The sequence below is a fragment of the Streptomyces sp. NPDC030838 genome (genome assembly GCF_055572035.1).
The window spans coordinates 66165-87783 of record NZ_JBVIED010000019.1 but is presented as its reverse complement, the minus strand read 5'-3'; the positions used below and the strand labels follow the sequence as shown (position 1 = coordinate 87783).

22 protein-coding genes are annotated in these 21619 nt (G+C 73.2%); 11 read left to right on the top strand and 11 right to left on the bottom strand.

Annotation, left to right across the window (positions count from 1 at the left end; all coding sequences use genetic code 11):
• Positions 1–82 precede the first annotated feature (82 nt).
• A complete protein-coding gene (locus ACZ42A_RS35810) occupies positions 83–1384 on the top strand; it encodes an alpha/beta fold hydrolase (RefSeq protein ID WP_468531517.1) in 1302 nt (433 codons plus the stop codon).
• 119 nt (positions 1385–1503) lie between these two features.
• Positions 1504–2244 (top strand): PIG-L deacetylase family protein, encoded by a 741-nt coding sequence (locus tag ACZ42A_RS35805; RefSeq protein ID WP_468531516.1) that lies wholly within the window; start codon positions 1504–1506, stop codon positions 2242–2244.
• Positions 2245–2251: 7 nt separating this feature from the next.
• Here ACZ42A_RS35805 and ACZ42A_RS35800 read toward each other — a convergent pair whose 3' ends face one another.
• Positions 2252–2452 carry a DUF5999 family protein gene (locus ACZ42A_RS35800; protein ID WP_468531515.1) on the bottom strand — a complete coding sequence of 67 codons (201 nt, stop codon included), beginning with the start codon at positions 2450–2452 and terminating at the stop codon, positions 2252–2254.
• 140 nt (positions 2453–2592) lie between these two features.
• Between ACZ42A_RS35800 and ACZ42A_RS35795 the strand changes: the two genes are divergently transcribed.
• Positions 2593–3423, top strand: a complete 831-nt coding sequence (locus ACZ42A_RS35795) for a pentapeptide repeat-containing protein (RefSeq protein ID WP_468531514.1) — start codon at positions 2593–2595, stop codon at positions 3421–3423.
• Between the two features lie 122 nt (positions 3424–3545).
• On the top strand, positions 3546–4271 hold the full coding sequence (locus ACZ42A_RS35790; protein WP_468531595.1) for a DUF2470 domain-containing protein: 726 nt from the start codon (positions 3546–3548) through the stop codon (positions 4269–4271).
• Here ACZ42A_RS35790 and ACZ42A_RS35785 read toward each other — a convergent pair.
• From ACZ42A_RS35785 to ACZ42A_RS35770, 4 genes are all read right to left on the bottom strand, one after another.
• Complete coding sequence (locus tag ACZ42A_RS35785; protein ID WP_468531513.1) at positions 4239–5399, bottom strand: lactonase family protein; 1161 nt, start codon at positions 5397–5399, stop codon at positions 4239–4241. The two genes, ACZ42A_RS35790 and ACZ42A_RS35785, sit on opposite strands and share 33 nt — an antisense overlap.
• A gap of 61 nt (positions 5400–5460) precedes the next feature.
• Positions 5461–6714, bottom strand: coding sequence for an FUSC family protein (locus tag ACZ42A_RS35780; protein ID WP_468531512.1), 1254 nt, complete (start codon positions 6712–6714; stop codon positions 5461–5463).
• A gap of 53 nt (positions 6715–6767) precedes the next feature.
• Positions 6768–7262 carry an FBP domain-containing protein gene (locus ACZ42A_RS35775; protein ID WP_468531511.1) on the bottom strand — a complete coding sequence of 165 codons (495 nt, stop codon included), beginning with the start codon at positions 7260–7262 and terminating at the stop codon, positions 6768–6770.
• Positions 7263–7402: 140 nt separating this feature from the next.
• Positions 7403–8272: a hypothetical protein gene (locus tag ACZ42A_RS35770; RefSeq protein ID WP_468531510.1), complete on the bottom strand. Its 870-nt coding sequence runs from the start codon at positions 8270–8272 to the stop codon at positions 7403–7405.
• A 248-nt stretch (positions 8273–8520) separates the two neighbouring features.
• On the opposite strand from ACZ42A_RS35770, the gene ACZ42A_RS35765 reads away from it, so the two are divergent.
• A complete protein-coding gene (locus ACZ42A_RS35765; protein WP_468531509.1) occupies positions 8521–9810 on the top strand; it encodes an ROK family transcriptional regulator in 1290 nt (429 codons plus the stop codon).
• A gap of 75 nt (positions 9811–9885) precedes the next feature.
• Positions 9886–10143, top strand: a complete 258-nt coding sequence (locus ACZ42A_RS35760; protein ID WP_468531508.1) for a hypothetical protein — start codon at positions 9886–9888, stop codon at positions 10141–10143.
• Between the two features lie 182 nt (positions 10144–10325).
• Here ACZ42A_RS35760 and ACZ42A_RS35755 read toward each other — a convergent pair whose 3' ends face one another.
• The 3 genes from ACZ42A_RS35755 to ACZ42A_RS35745 all read right to left on the bottom strand — a co-directional run bounded on the left by ACZ42A_RS35755 (position 10326) and on the right by ACZ42A_RS35745 (position 13380).
• Positions 10326–11354, bottom strand: coding sequence for an SDR family oxidoreductase (locus ACZ42A_RS35755; RefSeq protein ID WP_468531507.1), 1029 nt, complete (start codon positions 11352–11354; stop codon positions 10326–10328).
• A gap of 291 nt (positions 11355–11645) precedes the next feature.
• Complete coding sequence (locus ACZ42A_RS35750) at positions 11646–12311, bottom strand: HAD family hydrolase (protein WP_468531506.1); 666 nt, start codon at positions 12309–12311, stop codon at positions 11646–11648.
• Positions 12312–12351: 40 nt separating this feature from the next.
• Positions 12352–13380, bottom strand: a complete 1029-nt coding sequence (locus ACZ42A_RS35745; protein WP_468531505.1) for a PHP domain-containing protein — start codon at positions 13378–13380, stop codon at positions 12352–12354.
• Positions 13381–13518: 138 nt separating this feature from the next.
• Between ACZ42A_RS35745 and ACZ42A_RS35740 the strand changes: the two genes are divergently transcribed.
• Together ACZ42A_RS35740 and ACZ42A_RS35735 are read left to right on the top strand one after the other, a co-directional pair.
• A complete protein-coding gene (locus ACZ42A_RS35740; protein ID WP_468531504.1) occupies positions 13519–14328 on the top strand; it encodes an SDR family oxidoreductase in 810 nt (269 codons plus the stop codon).
• Positions 14329–14458: 130 nt separating this feature from the next.
• Positions 14459–14695, top strand: a complete 237-nt coding sequence (locus tag ACZ42A_RS35735) for a hypothetical protein (protein WP_468531503.1) — start codon at positions 14459–14461, stop codon at positions 14693–14695.
• Between the two features lie 12 nt (positions 14696–14707).
• Here ACZ42A_RS35735 and ACZ42A_RS35730 read toward each other — a convergent pair whose 3' ends face one another.
• From ACZ42A_RS35730 to ACZ42A_RS35720, 3 genes are all read right to left on the bottom strand, one after another.
• On the bottom strand, positions 14708–15940 hold the full coding sequence (locus tag ACZ42A_RS35730; protein ID WP_468531594.1) for a ricin-type beta-trefoil lectin domain protein: 1233 nt from the start codon (positions 15938–15940) through the stop codon (positions 14708–14710).
• A 242-nt stretch (positions 15941–16182) separates the two neighbouring features.
• Positions 16183–16557, bottom strand: a complete 375-nt coding sequence (locus ACZ42A_RS35725; protein ID WP_468531502.1) for an anti-sigma factor antagonist — start codon at positions 16555–16557, stop codon at positions 16183–16185.
• 159 nt (positions 16558–16716) lie between these two features.
• Positions 16717–17667 carry an NADP-dependent oxidoreductase gene (locus ACZ42A_RS35720; RefSeq protein WP_468531501.1) on the bottom strand — a complete coding sequence of 317 codons (951 nt, stop codon included), beginning with the start codon at positions 17665–17667 and terminating at the stop codon, positions 16717–16719.
• A 71-nt stretch (positions 17668–17738) separates the two neighbouring features.
• On the opposite strand from ACZ42A_RS35720, the gene ACZ42A_RS35715 reads away from it, so the two are divergent.
• The 3 genes from ACZ42A_RS35715 (at position 17739) to ACZ42A_RS35705 (ending at position 21617) form a co-directional block, all read left to right on the top strand.
• Positions 17739–18698 (top strand): GlxA family transcriptional regulator, encoded by a 960-nt coding sequence (locus ACZ42A_RS35715; protein WP_468531500.1) that lies wholly within the window; start codon positions 17739–17741, stop codon positions 18696–18698.
• 70 nt (positions 18699–18768) lie between these two features.
• On the top strand, positions 18769–19623 hold the full coding sequence (locus ACZ42A_RS35710) for a hypothetical protein (protein ID WP_468531499.1): 855 nt from the start codon (positions 18769–18771) through the stop codon (positions 19621–19623).
• A 257-nt stretch (positions 19624–19880) separates the two neighbouring features.
• On the top strand, positions 19881–21617 hold the full coding sequence (locus ACZ42A_RS35705) for a sensor histidine kinase (RefSeq protein WP_468531498.1): 1737 nt from the start codon (positions 19881–19883) through the stop codon (positions 21615–21617).
• The last annotated feature ends 2 nt before the right edge of the window (positions 21618–21619 follow it).

Below are 21619 nucleotides of genomic sequence, written 5' to 3'. Positions count from 1 at the left end.
TGATCCCTGCCCCCGCCGGGCGGCCGGACATGTGCTGAACTGGGACGCGATCCGCACCCGCCCGACCGCACCGGGAGACCAGTTGAGCGTCAGCTACCGCCAGCCCGGCGTCGTCCTCACCGACCGCCACTTCACCGTGCCCCTCGACCACGCCGATCCGGCGGGGGAGACGATCGAGCTCTACGCGCGCGAGGTCGTCGCCGGCGACAAGGCGCACCAGGACCTGCCCTGGCTGGTCTACCTCCAGGGCGGTCCCGGCTTCGGCGCGAACCGGTTCGTCGGCAAGCAGGCCTGGCTCGGCCGCGCCCTGAAGGAGTACCGCGTGCTGCTGCTCGACCAGCGCGGCACCGGCCACTCCACCCCGGCCAACCGCCAGACCCTCCCGCTGCGCGGCGGCCCCGCCGAGCAGGCGGACTACCTGGCCCACTTCCGCGCGGACGCGATCGTCCGGGACTGCGAGCTGATCCGCCGCGAGGTCACCGGCGGCGCCCCCTGGACCGTCCTCGGCCAGAGCTTCGGCGGCTTCTGCACGGTCAACTACCTCTCCACCGCCCCCGAGGGACTGTCCGCCGCCGTCATCACCGGCGGACTGCCCTCCCTGGACGCCCACGCCGACGACGTCTACCGGGCCGCCTACCCGCGCGTCGAACGCAAGGTCACCGCCCACTACGCCCGCTACCCGCAGGACGTCGAACGGGCCCGCCGGATCGCCGACCACCTCCTCAGCCACGACGTGGTGCTGCCCAACGGCTACCGGCTCACGGTCGAGGCCTTCCAGTCCCTCGGCATCCTCCTCGGCGGCAGCGAGGGCAGCCACCGGCTGCACTACCTCCTGGAGCACGCCTTCGTCCGCACCCCGCAGGGCCCGGCGCTCTCCGACGCCTTCCAGGAGGAGGTGCAGGGCCTGCTGTCGTACGCCGGACACCCCCTGTACGCCCTCGTCCACGAGGCGATCTACGGCCAGGACGAGCGCCCCACCGCCTGGGCCGCCGAGCGCGTCCGCGCCGAGTTCCCGCAGTTCGACGCCGCCAAGGCACTCGCGGGCGACGGGCCGCTGCTGTTCACCGGCGAGACCATCCATCCCTGGATGTTCGACTGCGACCCCGCCCTGCGCCCCCTGCGCGAGACCGCCGACCTCCTGGCCGCCCGAGCGGACTGGAAGCCGCTGTACGACCCAGCACGCCTCGCCGCGAACGAGGTGCCGGTCGCGGCCGCGATCTACCACGACGACATGTACGTCGACACCGCCCACTCCCTGGAAACGGCCCAGTCGATCCGCGGCCTGCGCACCTGGGTGACGGACGAGTTCGAACACGACGGAGTACGAGCAGGCGGCCCACGGGTCCTGGACCGCCTCCTCGCACTTGTAAGAGACGAGGCGTGAAGATGCCTCAAGGGGCGCGGGGCTGTATCGATATGCGGCTCCGCCGCGTGGGCGCGACCAGCCACAACGAACCCGCGGACAGAAACGGGCAGTTATCCCCACGGCGCTACGCTGCGACCATGACAGAGATCACCCAACTCCAGCCCATGCCCGAAGACTGGCACCGCGCCCTGGCGGTAGTCGCCCATCCGGACGACCTGGAGTACGGCTGCTCCGCGGCCATCGCCCAGTGGACGGAGGCCGGCCGGCACGTGGCATACGTCCTCGCCACCCGCGGCGAGGCCGGCATCGACACGCTGGACCCGGCCCAGTGCGCCCCGCTGCGCGAGCAGGAGCAGCGGTCCAGCGCGGCGGTCGTAGGCGTGTCGAGTGTGGAGTTCCTGGATCACAGCGACGGAGTCATCGAGTACGGCACCGCGCTGCGCCGCGACATCGCCGCCGCGATCCGCCGGCACCGCCCCGAGCTGGTGATCACCCTGAACCACCGGGACACCTGGGGCGGCGTCGCCTGGAACACCCCGGACCACGTCGCCGTCGGCCGCGCCACCCTCGACGCGGCCGCCGACGCCGGCAACCGCTGGATCTTCCCGGAACTGGCCGAGCAGGGCCTGGAGCCGTGGAACGGGGTGCGCTGGGTCGCCGTCGCCGGTTCCGCCACCCCCACCCACGCGGTGGAGGCGACGGAGGCGGGCCTGGAGGCGGCGGTGCGTTCGTTGCTCGAACACCGGGCGTACATCGAGGCGCTGACGGACCAGGACCCCGAGACGTACGTCCGGGAGTTCCTGACCATGGCCACGCAGGGGGCGGGGGAGCGGTTCGGCGGGAAGCCGGCGGTGGCGTTCGAGCTGTTCGCCCGCTGACCCGACGTCAGACCGCGGCCGCCACCGGGCCGGTGGTGCGGTGCGGGCGCACCACCCGGCCGTCCGGCAGCAGCTCACCGGTGTCGTCGAACACGATGGTGCCGTTGCACAGCAGACTCCAGCCCTGTTCGGGATGGGCCGAGACGATCACGGCGGACTGGTGGTCCGGGCTGTCGGAGGTGGGGCAGGGCGGCTGGTGGCTGCACATGGCGTCTCCTCGATGCGACCAGAGGCCGGCTGATGTCTCCGTAGTAGCCGAGGTTGTTTTCCGTTGGATGAGAGGACCCCCACACCGGCGGAAACGCGGCGGTGAGTTTTCGCTCCGGGCGCCCGATTAGGGTGGAGCGCATGCGTGATCACCAAGGCGACCTGGCCGAGCTGCGCGGCGACTGCGGCAGCTGCTTCGGGCTGTGCTGTGTCGCCCTGCCCTTCGCCGCCTCGGCGGACTTCGCCCTGGACAAGGCGGCCGGCAAGCCCTGCCCCAACCTCCAGGGCGACCACCGGTGCGGCATCCACGACCGGCTGCGGACCGAAGGGTTCACCGGCTGCACGGTCTACGACTGCTTCGGCGCCGGTCAGCAGGTCTCCCAGGTCGTCTTCGGCGGCGAGGACTGGCGCGGCGGCTCCCGGGAGCACGCCCGCCGGATGTTCGACGTCTTCCCCGTCGTCCGTCAGCTGCACGAACTGCTCTGGTACCTCACCGAGGCCCTGACCCTGCCCGCCGCCCGCCCGCTCCACGCCGACCTGCGCCGCGCCCGGGAGCGCACCGAGGCGCTGACCCGGCGGACCCCCGAGGAGATCGCGGCGCTGGACGTCGCCGCCCACCGGCAGGAGGTCAACGTCCTGCTGCTGAAGACCAGCGAGCTGGCCCGGGCGGGCACGCGGGGACGCAAGAAGGACCGCCGGGGCGCGGACCTGATGGGCGCCCGCCTCAGGGGCGCCGATCTGCGCGGCGCCAACCTGCGCGGCGCCTGGCTGATCGCCGCCGACCTGACCGGCGCGGATCTGCGCGGCGCGGACCTGATCGGCGCCGACCTGCGGGACGCCGACCTCACCGACGCCGATCTGACCGGCGCGTTCTTCCTGACCCAGCCCCAGGTCAACGCCGCCCGGGGCGGGGCGGGCACCCGGCTGCCCGAGTCGGTGACCCGCCCGGCGCACTGGACCGGAGCGAGCTGAGCGAGAACGCCTCGCGGACGCGCCGGTGATCCGAAAGATTCGCCCGGCGTGGTTGGCGTACACCCCGATCTTCGATAGGTTAGGCAAGGCTTACCTAAGGAGGATTCAGGATGGGTGACGGGATGGGCGACAGCCACGTCTGGGCGGCGGCGCCCGCCGCGGCGGAACGGGCCCGGTCGGTGCTGGCCGCCGCCTGGTCGTGTTCGGTGGCCACGGAGGGCGTCCGCGAGGATCTCGTCGGCGCGCACACCGTGACCGAGGACGGCAGGGTGGTCCTGCACGTGCCCGACGACAGCGCGCTGCTCGCCGCCGCGATCTGCGCGCCGCGCGGGGAGCCGTCCGCCGTCCTGGAGTTCGCCGACGTCGCCCCCGTCCCGCTGCGGAACCGGATCCGCGCCCGGCTCTGGCTCGCCGGCTGGTTCACCGTCCAGGAGAGCAGTCTCGCCTTCCAGGCCACCCGCGTGGTGCTGCACAAACCCGCGGGCGCGGAGGTCATCGACCTCGACGAGTTCGCCGCGGCCACGCCCGACCCGCTGGCCACGGCCGAGGCCCGGCTGCTGACCCACCTCGCCGACGCCCACCCCGACGCCGTCGAACGGCTCACCCGCCTCGTCGAGCCGGGCAGCCTGCACGGCGCCCTGCGGGTCCAGCCGCTCGCCGTCGACCGGCACGGGCTGACGCTGCGGATCGAACGGCGCCGCGCCCACGGCGACGTACGCCTCGCCTTCCACCGGCCCGCCGACGACGTCGCGCAGCTCACCGAGCGGATGCATGTGCTGCTCTCGCAGGCGAGCGCCGCGAACTGCCCGCGGACCCTACAGCGGCAGCGCGCAGACGGCGACGGGTGAGGCGAACGGCTCGCCCGCGAGCCGCAGGCCGCCGGTCGCGCGGTCCACATGGAAGACGCTGACGGTGCCGGACCGCTGGTTCGCCGCGAACAGCAGCCGCCCGTCCGGCGAGAAGGCGATGTGCCGCGGGAAGTCCCCCGCCACCGGCACCGTGCCCAGCAGCCGCAGCCGGGCGCCGTCGTCCTCCACCGCGTACCGGGCCAGGCTGTTGTGCCCCCGGTTGGCGAGACAGGCGTACGCGCCGTCCGGCGTCACCACAAGCTGCGCGGGGTGGTTCGTGACGTCGCCGCCCGCCCCCGTGGGCTGCCCTTCGCCGATGTCGAGGCGTCCGCTGCCCGGGTCGTAGGCGCAGACCGCGACCGTGTCGTCGAGCTCGTTCGCCAGATAGGCGTACCGGCCGCCGGGGTGGAAGGTGAGATGCCGCGGACCGGCGCCCGGCCGGGTACGGGCTCGCGCGACCTCCGTGAGGGTGCCCCGGCGCTCGTCCAGCCGGTAGGTGTGGACGGTGTCCGTGCCGAGGTCCACGGCGAGGACATGCCGGCCGTCCGGAGCGGTGAGGAACTGGTGGGCGCGCGGTTCCGGGCCCGGGTGCGCGACCAGGTCGGTGCGCTCGCCCAGCGCGCCGGAGTCGTCGATCGGGTGCACGGCCACGCTGCCGGAGGTGTAGTTCGCGCTCAGCAGCCAGCGGCCGTCCGGGTGCACGGACAACTGGCAGGGGCCCGCGCCGCCGGTGCTCCGGCTGCCCAGGAGCTTCCGGTCGGCGAGCCGTACGGCGCTCACCGCGCCCTCGGTCCGCTCGCTCACCGCGTACAGCGTCCGCCCGTTCGGATGGGCCGCGAGATACGACGGATCGGGCACGCCCGTGAGCGTGCCGGCGCCGGTGATCCGGCCCGTCGCCGGGTCGTACGAGGCCACGCCGATGCCGGTGCCGCCGCCCTCGGCGGAGGTGTAGGTGCCGAGGTACAGGGGGCGGGGTCCGGAGGGTGTGGGCGAGGCCTGCCCCGAGGTGCCGGGGCGTGTCGTGGGTGCCTTGGCCGCCTCGGGCTCGGGTTCCGGCGAGGCTCCGCAGGCGGCTGTCGCGGGCAGCGCCGCCAGTGTGCCCAGGAAGCGGCGCCTGCTCCAGCCCATCGATGCCCACCTCGGTCCGTCGGTCGTCGTCCGGTCGTCCGAGGTTCTCATGCCGTGGTTCTCATGCCGCGCGACGGGCGGCGGCCAGCCGGTCCCGCAGCCGGCGCCGGGTGATCCGGGCCCGGTCCCGTGTCCGGGTGAGCCACGGCCGGCGTTCGCGCTCCTCCCGGGTGCTGCGGTCCAGTTCCTCCAGCAGCCGGCGCGAGCGGTGCTCGATGTCCAGCTCGTCGATGATGCGGTTCGCCTCGGCCAGCACCGCGCCGTGCAGCTGCCACTGCCGGGGGTCGCGGCGCACCTCCTCGAGCAGCATCTCGGCCAGCCGGTCGCGCGTCGCCGCCGCCGTCTGCAGCTCGGCGGCCAGCCGCTCCTCGGCGGATTCGGCGTTGCTGCTGACATGGGTGGTGACCAGCACCGCGAAGCTGACGATCGCGTCCGCGATCTCGGACAGGAGCTGTTCCACGAGGGCGCCGGTCTGCGGCTCGAACAGCGGCTCCGGATCGCGCTCCTTCGCCAGATCGGTGAGGGAGCGCGCGATCACCCGCAGGACGACCATGACGATCTCCAGGGTGTCCAGGCCGGTGCGCAGCACGATCCGGTGCAGCAGGCCCTCGCGCACCCGCGGATTGAGCCGCAGGCTGTCCTCGGCCTGCCGCAGCGCCGCGTCCACCTGCACGATGTCGTGATCGAGGCGGCGCGCCTCGTGCAGCCGCTCGGCCGCGCGCTCCACCGGGGTGCGGCCCGCCGCCTCCTCGCCGACCCGCAGCATCAGCTGCCGCATCCGGCGGGCCAGCCCCTCGATCGACTCGCCCGCCTCGCCGACCCACACGGGTGGCGGGAGCAGCACATTGATGCCGAGCCCGACGACGGCGCCGATCAGCGTCTCCAGCACCCGGGCCCAGGCGTACTCGCCGACGGCGGTGACGCCGAGGACCAGCATGGCGCTGATCGCCACTTCCGCCACGTACTCGTCGACCCGCACCAGATGGCCCACCGCCAGGGAGACCATGATCACCAGCGCGAGGCTCCACCAGGTCAGACCCACCAGCAGGCTGAAGGCGATAGCGACCAGCACGCCGGCCACCACCGAGTTCACCCGTCGGATGCCGTTGGTGAGAGTGGCGTACAGGGTGACCTGGACGACCAGCAGGGCGGTCAGCGGCGCGGTGAGCGGGGCCGCCTCGGGGCTCAGGCGCAGAGCGATGACGTACGCGACGGTCGCGGCGAACGTCGACCGCAGGGCCTGGACGACCACGGGCTCGCGACTCCGCTTCACCCATCGCGCGACGGATGTCGGCCACTCACGTACAACTCGCATCCCTTGGGCTGTTCCCCGTCACTGTGGACGTCGAACGTCCCCATGGGCTCCGTTCAGGCGTACAGCTTGTCCATGAAGGCGAACAGGTTGCCCGTGGTGCGGGCGATCTGCTCCTCCAGGGTCAGGCTCTCCTCGAAGCGGGCGCCGGACTCGGGCACCTTCTTGCCGCGGACGTAGAGGGAGCAGGCCAGGTCGGTGCACATGTACAGGCCGACCGAGTTGCCCTCGCGGCCCGCCGCGCCGGCCTTGCGGGCGGTCATCAGGGAGACGCCGCCGCGCGGATGGCCGGTCAGGCACAGGGCGCACATGCTGCGCTGGAGGAAGCCGCGCTGCGGGGGCGGGAAGCGGAGGCTGACGCCGACCGGGCGGCCGTCGCGCTCGACGACCAGATAGCTGCGGTCGGGTGCCCCGGGATCCCGCCAGCCCAGGAAGTCGAGGTCGTCCCAGGGGCGTTCCGCGAGGTCCCGGGGGAGCGGGAGCCGCTTGGCCTCGCCCTTGGAACAGTTGACGAAGGAGCCGCGGATGTCCTTCTCGGCCAGCGGGCGCATGGGATGCCTCCTGAAGATGCTCGAATCCTGAAGATGCTCGAAGCCTCGGAACCGCGAAACCTAGGGCGTCTAGGTTTCGCGGGGTTCAGGGTAGACAGCCGATGGATGGACGTGCCATCGATTTATCGGGTGACCGCGGGTCAGAGCCAGAGAACCGCGATGACCTGGTACGGGACGAGGAACAGCCCGAGCACCAGCAGCGGGATGCCGCCGAGGACCACACCGAGGGTCCGGCCGATCCAGCTGCTCACCGGCAGCGCGGCGGCGGCGCGTTCCGGCTTGCGCGGGTCGTAGGTGATGTGCACCCGCTCCGGCTTGGTGGCGGCGGGACGGGCGGAGCTGTCGGGTTCCACGAAGCGCTGGACACCCTCCGCGTCGGTGAAGGTGAACATCCGCTTCTTGCCGTCGTGGCGGTGGAAGGTCGCCAGCACGGTGATGCCCCGGGCGCGCAGGATCGCCCGGTTGTACAGCGCCGCACCCGCGAGACCCAGGATCGCGGCACCGCCGACCAGCGGCTTGATCCCGAGGACGTAGAGCACCGCGGCGAGGAAGGCGCCCTGCCAGATCAGGGTCACGAATCCGGCCACGTACAAGCCCACGACGGCGACCACGCCGAGCAGGGCCAGTACGGCGACCGGGTCCGGCCGGCCGCGTCGGCGGGGCGGCATGGCCTCCTCCACGACCAGCTCCACCCCGTCGCGGGGCCGCTCGTCCGCCGCCCGGAGCGGAACCGCCCGGTCGACCGCGGCCACGAACGCGGCGACGGCCGCCGCCTTCCGGTTCGTCACCTCGTACACGGTGGGCGTTACCCCGGGCGGAGCGGTCAGCGCGATCCGCACGGTGCGCCCGCCGGGCCCCTCCGCCCGCACTCGCTCGACGGCGGCCAGCGGTATCCGTCTTCGTGTGCCCGCCTGCTCCATGTGCACGGCGTCCGCCTCCAGCCAGAGGGAGCCGGAACGCCCGCGCAGCGCCACGGACGGCAGAGCGGACCGAGTGGAATGCGTCGTCATGGCCGAACAGTAGCCATCGCAGGCGGTGTTCGTCCCCGGGCTGCGGTGCGACGACGGATCCCGGATGGCGCCGGGCGTACCTGAGGCGTTCCGTACCCTGTACCGCAAGCGCGCCCCGAACGCCGACGAGGCGGCCGCCACCGGGGCGGGCCGGCCTGGCCGACGGGTGCCCCGCTTAGCTCATCCCATTAATTAAGTGGTTGAGTAATATCGGGAGGGCAGGCCGGGACGGGTTGGGGAGGAGCCACATGGCGGAGCGGAACGGGCGCACGGTACGCGACCTCAGGCGGGCCAACCGGACGGCCGTGCTCCAACGGCTGTACTTCGACGGGCCGCTCAGCCGGTTCGAGCTGGGCCCCGCCACCGGCCTCAGCTCCGGCTCCGTCAGCAACGTGGTCGCCGACCTCGTCGCCGATGGCCTGGTCGAGGAGGCCGGCAGTGTCGACTCCGACGGCGGCCGGCCCCGCACCCTCCTGCGGGTGGCGCCCGGCAGCGGCCACATGATCGGCGTCGACGTCGGCGAGACCCGGGTCCGGATCGAGCTGTTCGACCTCACGCTCACCGAACTCGCCCGCGCCGAACGCCCCCTGGGCCAGCGGCGCTACGACGTCGACGTGATCGTCGGCCACATCCGGGACGGGGTCGCCGAGGTCACCGAGACCGCGGGCGTCGACCCCGAGCGGCTGCTCGGCGTCGGCATCGGCGTCCCCGGCATCGTCGAGCACACGCCGGACCGCGGAGCCGTGGTGCACGGCCAGACGATCGGCTGGGACGCCGTCCCGCTGGAGGAACTGCTGCGGGAGGGCTCCCCGCTCCCGGACACCGTGCGGTACTTCATCGACAACGGCGCCCGCACCCTCGGGCAGGCCGAGATGTGGTTCGGCGGCGGCCGGGGCGCCCGCAACGCCGTCGTCGTCCTCTTCGGCTCCGGCGTCGGCGCCTGCCTGGTCACCCCCGAGGTGGAGCACGGACGGGCCGTCGAATGGGGGCATCTGACCGTACGGGTCCGGGGCCGCCGCTGCCGCTGCGGCGCGCTCGGCTGTCTGGAGGCGTACGCCGGTGCCGAGTCGCTGCTGGAGCGCTGGCGCGAGGAGGGCGGCCGGCCGCCCGAGGACGCCGACGAGGAGACCGCGCTGACCGCGATGCTCGCCGCCGCCTATCCCGCCGACGGCGTCGCGGCCGACCCCGCCGCGCTCGCCGTGCTGGAGGAGACCGCCGAGTATCTGGGCGCCGGCCTGTCCGACCTGATCAACCTCTTCCAGCCGGAGCGGATCCTCATCGGCGGCTGGGCCGGGCTCCAGCTCGGCGCCGGGTTCCTGCCCGCCGTACGCAAGCACGCGACGGCGTACGCGCTGCGCCACCCGGCCGAGCAGGTCACCATCGACCTCGGGCGGCTCGGGCCCGACGCGGTCACCGTCGGCGCGGCGATCCTGCCGCTGGCCGACTTCTTCGCCCGCGGCGGCCGCCGCCCGGAGGCCGTGCCCGAGGGGCCCGCACCGGCCTGGCGGGCGGTGCTGGAGGACCGGGCACCGCGCTGATCGGCGGGGTTCCGGCGCGCGGCGCGGGGTACTCGCGTGGCGCCCGACCAGCCCGCGAGCCGAGAGGAGCACGCCGTGGACGAGCACCGCGAGGAAGAACCGGGCCGCGAGCCCGAGCCCGTGCCGCGGGACCTGCAGGACCAGCAGGCGGGGGAGGGCGAGGACCGCTGGGACGTGCCGACGGGGCCCTCGGGGCCGCAGGGCACCGAAGGGACCGAGGGCGAGGGCGAGTCCGCCGACGTCCCCGACATCGACGAGGCGGGCACCGGCAGGCGAGGCGCCCCCGAGCCCGGAGACGTCGACCACCCGCCACCGGACGAGTCACCGGCCTGACCTCGACGAGAGCCTGACCCGACAAGCCGCCGGCATTCGTGCCGCCGAGAGCTTGGGGGGTGGGCGCGGTGGCACCCCGTCCCGCGCGGTGGCACCCCGTCCCGCCGGGCCGCGCAACGCCGGTACCCCAGCCACAACGCCGAGCACCGCACGAACCCGAGCACCGCACGAACCGGGGGCGCTCACCCCACCTTCCGCCCCCGCATCGGCGCCGTCTCCGCCCCGGCCCCCTGCTGCAGACCCTCCAGAAACTCCTCCAGCACCTCGGTGGCCGACCGACTCGGCTGCCAGTTCAGCTCGGCCCGGGCACGGGAGCAGTCCATCAACGGCAACCTCAGCACCGCGTCGAACAGATGCGGCGAAGCCGGCAGCAGCCGCAGCCCCCAGGCCGCCGCGATCGCCGACCGCGCCGCGGTGCGCGGCATCCGTACCGGCCGCGTCTTCAGCATCCCGCCCAGCAACTGCGCGTCCACCGGCGGATCGGCGGCCAGATTGAAGGCACCCCGGACCTCGGTGTGCAGCGCCAGCCGGTAGGCCTCGGCCGCGTCGTCGGTGTGCAGCGCCTGCACCCGCAGCCCCGGAATGTCCGGCAGGAACGGCAGCAACTCCGGACGGGCCAGCGGCCCCGGCAGGAACCGGCCGCCGAAGATCCGCCGCTGCTCGCTCGCCGACTCCCGCTTGAACAGGAACGCCGGCCGCATCCGCACCACACGGATCTCGGAGTGCTCCCGTTCGAACGTGTCGAGGGCGCGTTCCAGATAGGCCTTCTCCCGGCAGTACGCGGCGTCCGGCCAGCCGTGCGTCGGCCACGACTCGTCCACCATGCGGTCCTTCGGACCCGGCGAGTACGCCCCGACCGACGACGCGTGCACCAGCGTCCGCACCCCGGCAGCGGCCACCGCGTCGAACACCCGTATGCCACCGAGCACGTTCGTCCGCCAGGTGCGCGCCGGATCGTGCGTCGGCTGGAACGCCCAGGCCAGATGGATCACCGCGGCCGCGCCGCGGAGCTCGCTCACCAGGTCCGTCCGGTCCGACGCCAGGTCGACCCCGTGCCACTCCGTCTTCGGCGGCGCCCACTCGGGAATCCGGCGGGCCAGCCCCAGCACCGAGTCGACCTGCGGATCCTCCGAGAGCAGGCGCACCACGCTGGTGCCCACGTTGCCGGTGGCGCCCGTCACCACGACCCTGCTGCCCGCTGTGCTGCTCACTGTCGGCTCCTCTCGGCCGTACGCTCCGCGGGCGGGCCGAGTACCCCACGAGGGGCAGGAAAAAAGGAAAAAGCCCCGACCGGACGGGGGAATCACGGTCGGGGCGGCCTGTGGTGGGCGCGGATGGCGGTCGCCTCTCGGCGAAAGGCTCCACAGGGCTTCAGCCGAACGATCGTCCCTGTGGGCAAAAGGTGAGGCCCGGGGACACTGTCCCATCCGCACCCACGGTCGGTTCAACGGGCAACCACTTCGGGATGTTCCGGCATCCGCCGCCCCGGGCGGTGATCTGCGTCACGCCTCCGCCGCGAGGGGACTCTCCGCCAGCGACGCCAGCAGATCGGCGGGATCGTCGTACACCGCGTCCGCGCCCGCCGCCTCCAGGTCAGCGCGCGGAATGCCGCCGCACAGTACGCCGACACACCGGACCCCGGCCCGGCTGCCGGCCTCCATGTCCCACACGGTGTCGCCGACGAACACCGCCCGTTCGGCCGGCACCCCGGCCAGCTCCAGGGCATGCTCGACCGGCTCGGGGGAGGGCTTGCCCGCCTGCACGTCCTCCGCGCTGGCGGTCGCGGTGATCGCCTCCTCCGCGTCGATGGCGCGGCGCAGCGCCGACAGCTCGACGCCGCTCGCGGAGGTGGCGAGGACGACCTTCCAGCCGTCGTCGTGCAGCCGCCGCAGCAGGTTTCCGGCGTCCCGGAGCGCGGGCAGCCGGTCGAAGTACTGCCCGTACAGCGCCTTGTGCGCGGCGCTCAGGTCGCCGTCCCGGTCCTTGTCGCGGTCGTCGCCCAGCAGCCGGGCGATCAGATCGCCGGAGGGCAGCCCCACCGCACGGTGCACGGCATGCATCGGCACCCGGTGTCCCGCCTGGCGAAAGGCCTCCCACCAGGCCGTGACATGGAGGTGGTTGGTGTCGACGAGCGTGCCGTCGACATCGAACACCGCCGCACGTTCCATGATCCACGTCCCTTCCGCGCTCCGCGCACGAGTTGCCACGTCAGGCCGCCGGAACCCGCCCCTCCCGGGTCCAGGCCAGCAGCTCCTCCGCCGACCAGGCGGTCACCACCCGCTCGGGCGGCACCCCGCACTCCTCCGCGCGGGCACATCCGTTGATCTGCCAGTCCAGCTGGCCCGGCGCATGGGCGTCGGTGTCGATCGAGAACAGCACGCCCGCCTCGACCGCCTGGCGCAGCAGCCGGCGGGGCGGGTCCAGGCGCTCGGGACGGCTGTTGATCTCCACCGCCGTGCCCGACTCGGCGCACGCGGCGAACACCTCGTCCGCGTCGAACTCCGACTCCGGCCGCCCCCGCCCGGTCACCAGCCGCCCGGTGCAGTGCCCCAGGACGTCCGCGTGCGGATCGCGCACCGCGGCCACCATCCGGCGGGTCATCGACCGGGCGTCCATGCGCAGCTTGGAGTGCACGGACACCACGACCACATCGAGCCGGTCCAGCAGCTCGGGTTCCTGGTCCAGCGAGCCGTCCTCGAGGATGTCGCACTCGATCCCGGTGAGCAGCCGGAACGGCGCCCAGGTCTCGTTGAGCGCGGCAACCACGTCCAGCTGCTCGCGCAGCCGGTCGGCGGACAGGCCGCGGGCCACCGTCAGCCGCGGCGAGTGGTCTGTCAGGGCCGTCCACTCGTGCCCCAGCCGGATCGCGGCCAGGCCCATCTCCTCGATCGGGCTGCCGCCGTCCGACCAGTCCGAGTGCACATGGCAGTCCCCGCGCAGCCTGGCCCGCAGCGTCTCGCCGCCCCGGTGCGCGGGCGGCGCCACGGCCGCGCTCTCCAGCTGCTCCAGATACCCCGGCACCTGCCCGGCCAGGGCCTCCCGCACCACCTGGGCGGTCTTCGGCCCGATGCCCTTGAGCGACTCCAGCGACCCGGCCCCGGCCCGCTGCCGCACCTCGTCCTCGGGCAGCTCCGCCAGCACCCGGGCCGCCGTACGGAAGGCGCGGACGCGGTACGTCGGCGCCAGCGACCGCTCCAGCAGGAAGGCGATCCGGTCCAGGGCCTCGACGGGGTCCATCGCCACCTCCTCGTCCAGGCCTCCAGGGTTCCCCAGCGCCCGGCACCCCGCACGACGGACCGGGCGGTTTGCCCCCTCCCTCCCCGGGTACTGCCGACAACCGCAGCGCGCCGACGTCCCCGACCCGAGGAGGCCGCGATGTCCGTCCCCACCGCACGGCACCCCAAGGCCGCCGTGATCACCGGTGCCGACTCCGGCATCGGCAAGGCCACCGCCGTACGGCTGGCCCGTGCGGGCCTGGACGTCGGCATCACCTGGCACCGCGACCTGAAGGGCGCCGAGGAGACCGCCGAGGAGGTCCGCGCCCACGGGCAGCGGGCCGAGGTGGCGCACATGGACCTCACCCGGCTGCCCGACGCCGCGGACACCGTCGACGAGCTGGCCGACCGGCTCGGCCGCCTCGACGTGCTGGTCAACAACGCCGGGACGGGAACCGCCACGCCCTTCCTCGACCTGAAGCTGTCCGACGTCCGCGCGGTCATCGACATCGACCTCGTCGGCCCCTTCCTGTGCGGGCAGCGGGCCGCCCGGCACATGATCCGGCAGGGCGACGGCGGCCGGATCGTCAACGTGACCTCGGTGCACGAGCACCAGCCGCGGGTGGGCGCCGCCCCGTACTGCGCCGCCAAGGGCGGCCTCGGCCTGCTCACCCAGGTCATGGCCCTGGAACTGGCGGAGCACGGCATCACCGTCAACGCCGTCGCCCCCGGCGAGATCGCCACGCCCATGACCGGCCAGGAGGACACCGACGTCAGCGACGAGCGCCGCCCCGGCGTCCCGCTCGGCCGGCCCGGGGATGCCCGGGAGGTCGCCGCCGTGATCGCCTTCCTGGCCGGCCCCGACGCCTCGTATGTCACCGGCGCCTCATGGACCGTCGACGGCGGAATGCTCCGCATGGGCCCGCAGGCCGGATCCCACCTGACCAGCGACGACTGGCGGCGCCCCTGAGACCCTGCGGCCGCGCGGCAGTTCTTCGGCCGGGGCGCCACCGAGGGAGCCGTCGAGGCGTGGTCTCGGAGCTGCTCACCGGGTGACGTGTCCGGATGCCATTGGCTTGAACCGTCCTACCCTTTATGACATGACCGAAGTCGCGAGTCCCCATATATCCCATCCGCGGATCATGGTGCTCGGGGTGCAGCCGGGCAGGCCGCCGTTCCGCATCGTGGAGATCGACGGACAAGTCGTCGGTGAGGCCCGGACCGTCACCGACGTCCTGGAGACCGCTGCCGCCTTCGGCATCACGGTGCACGACCTGGACGACCCGGACGTGGTGCGCTGGGTGGGCGGCGACAAGTTCACCTGGAAGCCGCGCTAGCGCGCCGGGAGGTCAGCCGACCGTCCACTTCTGGTTGGCGCCGCCGGTGCACGTCCACAGCTGCAGCCGGGTGCCGTTCGCCGGATTGTTGCCGGTGACGTCCAGGCACTTGTCGGCCTGCGGATTGACGATGTCGTGCGCCGCGGTGACCACCCACCGCTGGTTGGCGCCGCCCGTGCAGTCCCAGAGCTGGACCGGGGAGCCGTCCGCGGTGCCGTGATCCCTGACGTCCAGGCACTTGCCGAGCGCCCGGAGCGTCCCGTCCGCGCCCACCGTCCACTGCTGGGCGGGGGTGCCGTTGCAGTCGTAGAGCTGGACGGGGGTGCCGTTGGCGGGATCGGCGCCCGCGACGTCCGCGCACTTCCCGGCCAGGCCCCGGACGGCGACGCCGGTGGCCGTGTCGCTCGTCGTCACCGACACGTGGTCCACCACCAGCGTCTGCGGGAAGACGGTGGAGCCGTCCGGGTCGCCGGGCCAGTAGCCGCCCACCGCCAGGTTCAGTATCAGGAAGAACGGCTTGTCGAACACCCACTGGCGGCCGCCCAGGTCGGCGGGGGTACGGCGCTGGTAGACCCGGCCGTCCACGGACCAGGTGATCGAGCCGGGCGCCCAGTCGACGGCGAAGGTGTGGAAGGCGTCCGCGAAGGCCTGGCCGTTCGGCAGCGAGTAGGCGGCGCCGATGCCGCCGGAGCCCGAGTAGCCGGGGCCGTGGATCGTGCCGTGGACCGTGGAGGGCTCGAAGCCGACGTTCTCCATGACGTCGATCTCGCCGGAGTTCGGCCAGCCGACCTGCCCGAGGTCGGTGCCGAGCATCCAGAAGGCGGGCCACATGCCCTGCCCGCGCGGGATCTTCATCCGGGCCTCGACATGCCCGTACTGGGCGGCGAACTTCCCTGCGGTGTTCAGCCGGGCCGAGGTGTACTGACAGGTGCCGTACCAGCACTGGTAGCCCGCCGGGTTCTCGCGGCGCGCGGTGATCACCAGATGGCCCTGGCCGTCCAGGGCGGCGTTGCGGGTGCCGGCCGTGTAGTACTGCCGCTCATGGTTGTTGACGTTGTCGCCGGTCTCGGTCTGCCACTTCGAGGCGTCGACCGCGGCGCCGGCGGGCCCGTCGAAGGTGTCCAGGAACGTCACCGCCCGCACCCCGGCGTCGGCCGGTTCCGCCTCGGCGGGCGCGGTCGCGGCGGAGGCGATCAGCGTCGCGGACAGGGCGGCGACCAGCCACCGGAGCGGCCTTCCGCGCAGGGACCTTCTGGGCAGCGGTCTTCCGTGGAGCGGACGTGGGGAGGCCACGGCTCTTCCCTTCCGTACGGCGCGAGGGTGCGCCGACTCAGGTGGGGGGTGAAGGATTGCTCTTGATTTAAGAGGTGAGCTAAGGGGGGCCGTCAATACCTTGGTATGAACCAGAAGTTGAGTCCGGCCGGACCCTGGGAAGGCGACCGGACGGTGGGCGCCAGGCAGGTGGCGCGGATCCTCGTCCGAGGCCCTCAGAGCGCGGGGCTCTCCGGCCGGTGCAGCGCCGCGTCCAGTGTCGGCACCGGGGGCAGCAGCCGGGACAGGCCCGTGACCCGCAGCACCCGCAGGGTGGGCGGGTGGGCGCAGACCAGCGACAGCCGTCCGTCGCGGGCGAGCACCCGGCTGCGGGCCCGGTACAGCAGCCGCAGCCCGGAGGCGTCGAAGAACTCCACCGGGCTGAGGTCGATCACGATCCGCGGGGCGGGTGGTGCCGTCGCGTCGTCCAGATGCGGGCCGATCTCCTCGGCCGCGACGATGTCGATCTCCCCGCGGAACTCCAGGACCGTGTGGCCACGGTCCTGGCGCACCCGCAGGTACCGGGAGAGCGGTGCAGGCTCCTGCTGCACGACGACATCGCCTCCAACCAGCCCCGAGTCAGCGCACAACTGCGCGCCCTGCCTTGCAAGTTACCCTCGCGGACTGAATTTCAGCATGTTCGATTGACATATGTCTGTGAATTGCGACCGAGTTCTTTCGTGTCGTGAACAAAGGGTGACGACACGGTCTCAGTCCATCAGCAGCACCAGCTTCCCGGTGGTCCGTCCGGTGTCGCCCAGCCGGTGCGCCTCGGCGGCCTCGGCCAGCGGGAAGGCGCCCGCGATCGTGGCCCGCAGCGCACCCTCCTCGACGAGCCGCGCGATCTCCAGCATGCCGGTGCGATCGGCGTCGACGAGCATCCGCACCGCCCGCACCCCGAGCCGGTCGGCCTCCTCGTAGAAGTCGTCCGAGCCGACCGGGAGGATCGAGACGACCACCCCGCCCGGCCGCAGCACCCGCAGCGAGCGCGTGGAGTAGTCACCGCCGATGGTGTCCAGGACGACGTCGGCGTCTTTCACCGCCTCGGCGAAGTCGGTCTCCCGGTAGTCGATCACCTCGTCCGCGCCCAACTTCCGCAGGAACGCGTGCTTGCCCGCGCTCGCCGTGCCGATCACATACGCCCCGCGCGCCTTGGCGATCTGCACGGCCACATGCCCGACCCCGCCGGCCGCCGCATGGATCAGCACCCGCTGCCCGGCCCGCAGCTCCGCCGTCTCCACCAGCGCCTGCCACGCGGTCAGCGAGACCAGCGGCAGCGCGCCCGCCTGGGCGTGGTCGATCCCGGCCGGCTTGGGCGCCAGGGCGCGGGCCGGGACGGTGACGTACTCGGCGTGCGAGCCGTGGCCGAAGGGGTACGGCAGCATGCCGAAGACCTCGTCGCCGGGCCGGAAGGCGGCGACCCCGATCCCGGTCGCCTCGACCACCCCGGAGACGTCCCAGCCGAGGACGAAGGGCGGCTCGCCCAGGAAGCCTCCGGTGGCCCGGTGCTTCCAGTCGGTCGGGTTGACGCCGGCGGCACGCACCCGCACCAGCACCTCGTTCGGCCGCGGGGCGGGCCGCTCCCGCTCAACGATCTTCAGTACCTCGGGACCGCCGAGGACGTCCTGGCTGACGGCGCGCATCGTGTTCACATCGCTCATGGTGAACCAGCCTGCCGGGGTCCGCCCGCCCGGGGAATGGCAAGATTGCCACGCTCCGATAGAATCGTGCCATGGTGCGTGGCGAACGGCGGACGGAACGGGTCGTGGTCCTGGCGCTCGACGGCGTCTATCCCTTCGAGCTGGGCATCCCGAGCCGGATCCTCGGCGCGGCGGACGGCCGGTACGAGGTGCGGACCTGTTCGGCCGACGGCCGCCCGGTGCGCAGCAACGCCGACTTCACCATCGGCGTCCAGCACGGCCCCGAGGCCCTGGAGGAGGCGGACACGGTGGTCGTCGCCCCGATCTCACCGTCCGACGTGACCGCCGACCTCCCCGACGAGGTACGGTCGGCCCTCGCCCGCATCCGGCCCGGCACCCGCATCGTCTCCATCTGCACCGGCGCCTTCGTGCTCGCCGCCGCCGGACTCCTGGACGGCCACCGGGCCACCACCCACTGGCAGGTGGCGGACCACTTCCGGCGCCACTACCCGCACATCGAACTCGACCCCGACGTGCTCTTCGTCGACGACCACCCGGTCCTCACCTCGGCCGGCGCCGCCTCCGGCGTCGACGTCTGTCTGCACCTCGTCCGCAAGGACCACGGCAGCCACCTCGCCAACACCGTCGCCCGGCGCTGCGTGGTGCCGCCGTTCCGGGACGGCGGCCAGGCGCAGTACATCGAGCAGCCCGTCCCCGAGACGGGCGCCGCGAGCACCGCCGCGACCCGCGCCTGGGCCCTGGAACGCCTCGGCGACCCGCTGACCCTCTCCGACCTCGCCGCCCACGCCCGCATGAGCCTGCGCACCTTCGCCCGCCGCTTCCACGACGAGGTCGGCCTGAGCCCCGGCCGCTGGATCATCCAGCAGCGCGTCGCCCGGGCCCGGCACCTCCTGGAGGCCAGCGACCTGACGGTGGACCAGATCGCGGGCCGCGTCGGCTTCGCCACCGGCGCGTCCCTGCGCCAGCACCTGCACGCCACGATCGGCGTCTCACCGCAGGCCTACCGCCGCACTTTCCAGGCGAACCGCTGAAGCCGACCCAACGTTTTCCGGTCCCGGCACGTCGTAGGAGGGACGACGTTCCCCCGGAAGAGGTTGGCGTATGCGCAGGAGTCTGGTGGCGGTGGCGGTGCTCGTGGGTGCCGCGGTGGTGGGCTGCGGTGCGGGCGACGCGGACATCCTGGTCGAGGGCACGCCGCCCGCCAGTCCGTACCGCGGTCCGCTCCATGTGGCGGCGCCCGACCTCGACGAGGACGGCCGGCGTGCCGCCTGGGTTGAGTCGGGGGCGGCGGGCCGGGCGCTGGAGTGCGACGGGGACATCCACACCGGCGGCGCGGGGGAGCGCTGGAGCGAGGGCGACGGCGGCGACACGCCCGAGGAGGGGCTGGCCGCCTGGTTCGACATCGAGCAGCCCGACGTGCCGCGCTCCGGCTACCGCGTGGAACGCGAGGAGCGCGACCGGGTGCTGTTCTCCTACGACGTGGGCGGACGGACGAAAGTCGCGGTGGTCGTCGCCAAGGACCGGAAGAACGCCCCCGGTTGGGGGCCGGAGACCAGCGCCTCCTGCGACCCCGCCGAACTGCCGGAGAGTTTCACCGACTCCCGGTGGTACGAGATCTGGACCGACGAGCACGGCGACCGCGTCCCGTTCGCCACGGTGCACAGCGGCGAGGGGCCGAGCCACTGCGACTGGCAGCGGGCCCACTTCCTGACCCTCGGCCGCGAGCCCGGCAGCAGGCTCTACGCACGCGACCCCGAAGGCGTCCTGCCGGACGGCATGCTCACCTCGCCGTACGACGGTGACGCCAGCCTGCCCGCAGGCGCCCGCGACACCGGGTACCGCCATGGCGACCGTGCCCTCTGGGTCGTCGACGGCGACCCGTCCACGGTCTACGTTCGCACTCCGAACGGGACCGAGACCTGGCCCCGGGTGGCGGACGGAATGGGCTGCCGCTGACCGCGAATCCCCGCCTTCGACAGCAACCCAGCAGGTGGGCAAGGGCACTTGTCGACTCGAACACGGATGGCGGAGAGTGACGGAACCCTCACCTCCGCAGCGGCCGTGAGGTTGATCCTTTCGGGTTGAAACCAGATAAGCTCCGGTCCGGCGCTGCGAGTTGACCCGATCGCGACGGGCCGCTCGCGGTGTGTACTCATGAGTGCGGTCCCCCATGCACACCCCCCTGTTCGATTGTGTTGCTTCGAAGGATGCAGATGGAACTCGCCACTCCGCCGCCGGCGGCGCGGCCCCCTGTCGCCTGGTACAGCTGGTGGCTGATGCCACTGGCCTTAGGAGGCGGGACGGTTGCCGCCACGTTCATGAGCTCGGAGCGAATAACCGCGGCCGTCGCCGGTGCCGCGGCGACGGCGGCGAGCTCGGTCTGCGTACGCCTGCTGGTGCGCACCCAGACCCGACTGCGCCGCGCGGAGAGCGGGTTCCGCACCGCCCAGGCCGAGCACTCCCAGCAGTGGCAGCAGCATGTCGCCGGCCTGGAGAGCCGGCACAACGCCGAGCGCTCCGCCCAGGAGGCCCGGCTCGCCGAGCAGTCCCAGGCCTACGAGGCACGACTCGCCGAGCAGGCCGAGGGATACGAAGCCCGACTCGCCGAGCAGGCCGACGGCTACGAGGCCCGGCTCGCCGAACAGGCCGAGACCCACGAGGCCCGGCTCGCCGAGCAGACCGGCCTCTGGCAGGAGCAACTCGCCCACCAGCAGGCCGCCGTGGCCCGGCTCGCCAACGAGCAGCTGCCCGACGCGCTGAAGCGGCTGCGCGCCGGTGACGCCATCGACGACCTGCTGCCTTCGGTGAACCAGTGCGCCAAGGTCGCGCCCGAACTCCAGGCCGACCTTCGCAAGGTCCTGCGCACCGCGCTGATCGGCGTCGAGGAGGAGTTCAACCGCTCGACCTCCGCCGAGCAGGCCGTGATCAGCATCGGTAACCGCATCCACGTGCTGACCAGCAAGCTCCGCGGCCGACTGCACGAGATGCAGGGCGAGCACGGCCGGCTGCCGGCCGTCGCCCGGGGCCTGATGGAGCTCGACCAGGCGATCGGCCCGGCCGACTGTCTCGCCGCCAGCATCGGCGTGCTCGGCGGCTCCGACCGGCCCGGCCGGCAGTGGCAGGAGCCGCAGCGCCTGCTCAGCGTGGTCCGTGGCGGCATCGGCCGGATCAAGGACTTCCACCGCATCGACGTACGTCACCTGCCCGAACTCGGTGTCGACGGCGGCCTGGTGGACCACCTCACGCTGATCTTCGCCCACCTGCTGGACAACGCCGCCCGCTACTCGCCGCCCACCGAGCCGGTGCTCGTCTCCGGCAAGGAGGTCCCCAACGGCGTCGGCATCGAGATCCAGGATTCCGGCAAGGGCCTGAGCGAGGAGAAGAAGCGCGAGGCCGAGCACGCCCTCACCGGCACCGCCCCCGGCGCGGGCCTGGGCGGCATCTCGGAGGACGCGAACATCGGTCTGCGCGTCGTCGGCATCCTCGCCCGCCGGTACGGCATCCGCGTCACCTTCGCGGACTCGCCCTGGCTGGGCACCTCGGTGGTCGTCGTGGTCCCGCACAAGTACTTCAGCCCGCTGCCGGCGGCCACCCCCGCCGTCCCGGCCACGACCGCCGGCAACGCCGCCGCGCCCGCCACGGTGCCCGCCCAGGGTCCCGCGGAGCCGGCCGACGCCGTGGACACCACCCCCGGCGGACTGCCCCGGCGCCGCGGCAGGCGCGGCGAGTCGGCCCGGCATCAGCCGGCCGAGCGCACGGCCGCGGCCGAGCGCCCCCGGCCGGCCGAGACCACAGCCGTCCCCGCCGTCCCGCCGGACGCCTCCTTCGCCGGCCTGGCCGCCTTCGCCACCGCCGGACGCCCGCCCGGCGAGGACGACGGCGCGGCCGCCGACCGCGCACCCACCGCCGGACGCGAGTCCGCAGAGCACCGCACTGAAGAGAGCGACTAGTC